Annotated in this window: 4 protein-coding genes and 1 pseudogene; all 5 read left to right on the forward strand. The window is 66.6% G+C overall.

Going from position 1 to position 4,754, the window contains the following annotated elements; genetic code table 11:
* Window positions 1–870: CaiB/BaiF CoA-transferase family protein (locus tag EOD07_RS23055; RefSeq protein ID WP_164772448.1), on the forward strand; the 870-nt coding region annotated here is incomplete at its 5' end.
* Between the two features lie 2 nt (window positions 871–872).
* Window positions 873–1,655 (forward strand): enoyl-CoA hydratase/isomerase family protein, encoded by a 783-nt coding sequence (locus EOD07_RS23060; protein ID WP_127237096.1) that lies wholly within the window; start codon window positions 873–875, stop codon window positions 1,653–1,655.
* Window positions 1,652–2,665 (forward strand): hypothetical protein, encoded by a 1,014-nt coding sequence (locus tag EOD07_RS23065; RefSeq protein ID WP_127237097.1) that lies wholly within the window; start codon window positions 1,652–1,654, stop codon window positions 2,663–2,665. The genes EOD07_RS23060 and EOD07_RS23065 overlap by 4 nt, the downstream gene beginning before the upstream one ends.
* Window positions 2,662–4,449 carry a CoA-transferase gene (locus EOD07_RS23070; RefSeq protein ID WP_127237098.1) on the forward strand — a complete coding sequence of 596 codons (1,788 nt, stop codon included), beginning with the start codon at window positions 2,662–2,664 and terminating at the stop codon, window positions 4,447–4,449. Before EOD07_RS23065 ends, EOD07_RS23070 begins: the two co-directional genes overlap by 4 nt.
* Before the next feature lie 10 nt (window positions 4,450–4,459).
* Window positions 4,460–4,754 (forward strand): annotated as a pseudogene (locus tag EOD07_RS23075) (gluconolaconase); the annotation flags it as partial.

Consider the following 4,754-nt stretch of genomic DNA (forward strand, 5'->3'; position numbering starts at 1 on the left):
GAGGACTTCAAGGCCGTCAATCCGCGCATCATCTACTGCTCGGGTTCGGGCTACGGCGAGGAAGGCCCTTATGTTGAGCGCCCAGGACAGGACATGCTGATCCAGGGATTGGCGGGGCTCATCGCCAACACCGGCCGGGGCGACCAGGCTCCGGTTCCCGCCGGCGCGGGGCTCGCCGACCAGATCGGCGCCATGAACATGGTCTACGGCATCCTCTCGGCGCTCTACTATCGCGAAAAGACCGGCAAGGGACAGAAGATCGAGGTCAACCTGCTGGCCGGCCTCTTGGCGCATCTCAACCAGGAATATGTCGCCGTGCTCAATCTCGGCGAGGATTTCGTGCGGCCGAATTCCGGCATCGGCCATCCCGGCATGCAGGCGCCGTTCGGCATCTACGAGACGAAGGATGGCGGCTACGTGTCGATCGCCATGAGCCCGTTCAAGACGCTCTACGAGGTTCTGGAAGCGCCGCAGCTCGCCGTCTATGACGACCTCAAGACCTTGTTCGACAAGCGCGACGAGGTGTTCGAAAAAGTCAACGCCGAGACGAAGAAATTCGCCACGCAGGATTTGCTGGCGCGGCTTCTCAAGGCCGACATCTGGTGCGCCGAGGTGAAGGACATCCGTCGCGCGGCGGAAGACCCGCAGGTCACGCATATGGGCATGATCACCAGCTACGAGCATCCGCGCGGCGGCAAGGTGCGGGTGGTGGCGCCAGCCGTCAAGATGAGCGAGACGCCCGCGACCATCGAGCGGCCGGCGCCGCTGGTCGGCCAGCATGGGCGCGAGATCCTGGCTGAGTTCGGCCTCTCAAAGGAAGAGATCGCGGCGCTCGAGGCGTCCGGCGACATGACCGTGGACGCGGCCTGACGATGGGCACCTACCAGACGCTTACGGTCGAAACCCACGATCGCGTCGCGGTCGTGACTTTCCGCCGCGCCGACCAGCTCAACGCCATGAACCGGCTGATGCAAGGCGAGATCACGGAGGCGTTCGAGGCGCTGTCCTCCGACGCGGGCGTCGGCGCGATCGTGGTGACCGGCGAGGGGCGCGGCTTCATGGCCGGCGCCGACATCAAGGAATATGCCGCGCAGACCGCGGCCGAGTTCGACACGTTCCAGGCTGCCGGCACGCGCATGTACGCGGCGATCGAGGACAACCGCAAGCCTGTGATCGCGGCGGTCAACGGCTTCGCGCTGGGCGGCGGCATGGAGCTGGTGCTGTGCTGCGACATCGTCATCGCCAACCAGTATGCGAAACTCGGCTTGCCGGAGATCAAGCTCGGGCTGATTCCCGGTGGCGGCGGTACGCAGCGTAGCGTCGCCAAGCTTGGCCGCAACCGCGCCAATCTGCTGCTGATGACCGGCGCCATCGTGCCGGCCTCCGAATTCGTCGGCGCCGGCCTGGTCAACGAGATCGTCGATGTCGAAAGGCTGATGCCGCGCGCGCTGGAACTGGCAGGGATGATGGCCGCCGAACCCGCCGCCGCGATCGAAGGCCTGAAAGCCCTGACAGCCCATGCCGTGTCTGGCGATCTGGCCGATGGCCTCGCCATGGAGCGCAATATATTGGGCGGCCTCTACCGCAGCGAGACCGGCCAGCGGCGCGTCAAGGAGTTCGCCGAGAGGAGCGCCGTGAAGAAGGCCGGCTCATGAGCGGCGACGACTATCGCGGCCTCGGCTGGGCGCATGGCGCGCTGACCGTGCAGCGGCTCGGCGCGATGCTGGCGCCGGTCACATTCGTGCTGGCAGATGGCCGGCAAGTCTCGCCGATGCATATCGCACCCTGGGCAAACGAGCCGGAGTCGGAAACGCTGCCAGGTATACTGCGCAAGCTGCGCGGCGAATGGCCCTGCGTACCCTTCGGCTATTCGATGTCTGCCGACGGGTGGCCCGCGATCTGGGCGCGCGTCATGGGACCGCCGGGTCCTGACGAAGAAGTTCATGGCCACAGCTCCAACCATGACTGGGCCTGGCGCGACAGCCCCCGTGGGTCGCTTTCGCTCGCGCTTGCCTATCCTGAGACAAGCCCGGTCGAGCGCGTGGAGCGGACGATAACGCCCGATCCGTCGGCACCGGCCGTCGACATCGAATTCAGGATATTCGTCCGCCGCGCCTGCCGCCTGCCGATCGGCCTGCATCAGGTGTTCCGGCTGCCGTTCGAGACGGGTGCCGCCACACTCGAGCTTGATGGCTTCGATGAAGGCCGCACCTATCCGCATGATGTCGAGCCAGGCGCGGAGCTGTTTGCCAGGAACAAATCGTTCTTCGAACTGACGGCCGTGCCGGCGCGCGCTGGGAATACGATCGACGCCTCCCGCTTGCCTCTGGCGGCCGCCACGGAGGAGTTGCTGCAGATCGAGGGCGTCGACGGCATGGCGGCGCTCGTCAACCATGAGGACGGCTACCGGGTGCAGCTTTCCTGGGAGAAGGAGCACTTCCCGAGCCTTCTGCTCTGGTACTCCAATCGCGGCCGCAAGGCGGCGCCCTGGAACGGGCGTCATGTGGCGATCGGCGTCGAGCCGATCTGCTCGCCCTTCGGGCTCGGTCCGGCGACCGCGCTGGCCGACAATCCGATCGCGCAATCCGGCATCGCGACGGCGTTGGAATTCTCGCCCGAAAAACCCTTCGTCACCCGCTACCGCATCGAGGCATCCGCGCTGTGACAGATCGCAGGTTCGTTTCCCTGGTCAAGCCGAACCGGCCTCGCTTCACCGGTATCGAGGGGCTGGCGGCGATGGTCGGCGATGGCGATGCTTTCGGGGTCGGTGGCCATCACTTCGCCCGGTTGCCGATCGCCTTGCTGCGCGCGATCGCTGGGTCCGGGGCGAAAGATCTGCGCTACGTCTCCTGGGCCGGCGGCCTGCCGCTTGAACTTCTGCTCGAGGCGGGCGCGGTGGCGGAAATCGACCTCTGCTTTTCCAGCCTCGACATTTTTGGGCTGCCGCCAAAGTTCCGTGCGGCTGCCGAGAGCGGCGCGATCCCCGTCCGCGACTGGACGGCTCTGGCCATGATCCAAGCGCTGCGGGCGGCACAGCAGAACCTGCCGTCGATGCCGTTCCAGCTTCCTCAAGGGTCTGACATGCTGGCGCGTGTGCCGGGCGCGGTCGCCAGGCCCGATCCGCTTGCCGGGACGGATACGGGGTTCGTCCCGCCGCTCAGGCTCGACACCTTCATCGTCCACGCCCAGCGCGCCGACGAAAGCGGCAATGTCGAGATCATCGGGCCGCGGGCGCTGGACTTCGCCATGGCGGGCGCGGCGCGCCAGGTGCTGGTCACGGTCGAGGAGATCGTGCCGGTCGGCGCGCTGCGGCGGGACGGCCGCCAGAGCGTGCTTACCCGCAACCAGGTTTCAGCCATAGCGCTCGCGCCGGGCGGCGCCTACCCGGCCTCGTGCCTGCCGTTCTACGTCACCGATTATCAGGCGTTGTCGGAGGCGTTCGCGACCAAGGACGCGGCTTTGTCCGAGAAGCTCGGCCTGCCAGCGGGTGGCCTGCCGGAGCTGCTTGAAAAGGCGACCAAAGTCAGCGCCGAAACAGTCCTCGCGGTGCCCACATTGGTGCAGGGCGAAAGGGAAGCATCCGTCGACGAGATCATCGCCGCGCGGATCGCCGCCGAGCTCGACAATGAGAGCTTCGCCAGCGCCGGCGCGGTCTCGCCGCTCGCCAATGTCGCCTACCGGCTGGCCAAGGCGACGCACGCGCCGGACATGATTATCGCGACGATGAGCTGCGGCCATCTCGACATCGCGCCGAGCCCGATGGTGCTGTCGCTGATCGAAAGCCTCGATTGCGAGACGGCCGTGGCGCATGCCGGCGGCGACGACACCTACTCGACCTATTATCAGGCCGGCGCGGTGACGCACGAGATCGTCGGCGCCGCGCAGGTCGACCGGCACGGCCGCGTCAACACCATCGCGTTGCGCAAGCCGAGCGGCGGCCTTATCCGGCTGCCGGGGCAGGGCGGCATGGCCGACGTCGCCAACATGCATCGTGACTATCTGCTTTACGTTCCCCGCCACTCGGCCCAGTCGCTGGTGCATGAAGTCGAGATCGCGAGCTCGGCGCGCGGGCTGCTGACGCCGGCCGAACGCGAGCCGGTGGGCTATCGCACCGGCAAGGCGCTGGTCTTCACCGATCTCTGCCTCTTCCGGCTCGACCAGGCATCCAGGGAGTTGATCGTCATCGAAACCATGCCGGGCGTCACCCGGCTGCAGATTTGTGAAGCCACCGGGTTCGACGTGAGATTCGATGTCGATTGCCGCGAAGTGCCTGTGCCGTCCAGCGATACGCTTGCCGTGCTGCGAAACCGCGTCGACCCGCTCGGCCTGCGGCGTCTCGAATTCGTCAGCGCCAAGGAGCGCGGCGCGCTCATCGCCGAAATCCTCGCGGCCGACCGCGCCATGGTCGAGCGCTGCATCGCCGCGCAAACGTCGTCTGCCGCAAGCTGAGGAGCATTTCATGGCAAAGCCGTTGCTCGACATGTCCGCCGCCCGCGTCTTTTTCGACGGCATCTTCACCAATCCACGCGTCGCGCATCCGGAGGGCGTGGCCGTCCATCGCGATGGGTCGATCTGGTGCGGCACCGAAACCGGCGACCTTCTGAGGCTTGCGGCCGACGGCGGCTCGGTCGAGCGCATGGGCGGCACGGATGGCTTTCTGCTCGGCATCGCCTTCGACAGCGAGGGCAACTGCTTTGCCTGCGATTTGAAGCATGCCGCGATCTTCCGCTGGGATGCCGCGACGGGCCATATGG

This window comes from Mesorhizobium sp. M2C.T.Ca.TU.002.02.1.1, from assembly GCF_003997225.1.

Coding starts and splice junctions, on each gene's coding strand:
- EOD07_RS23060 (WP_127237096.1), top strand. CDS start 873: ATGGGCACCTACCAGACGCTTACGGTCGAAACCCACGATCGCGTCGCG.
- EOD07_RS23065 (WP_127237097.1), top strand. CDS start 1,652: ATGAGCGGCGACGACTATCGCGGCCTCGGCTGGGCGCATGGCGCGCTG.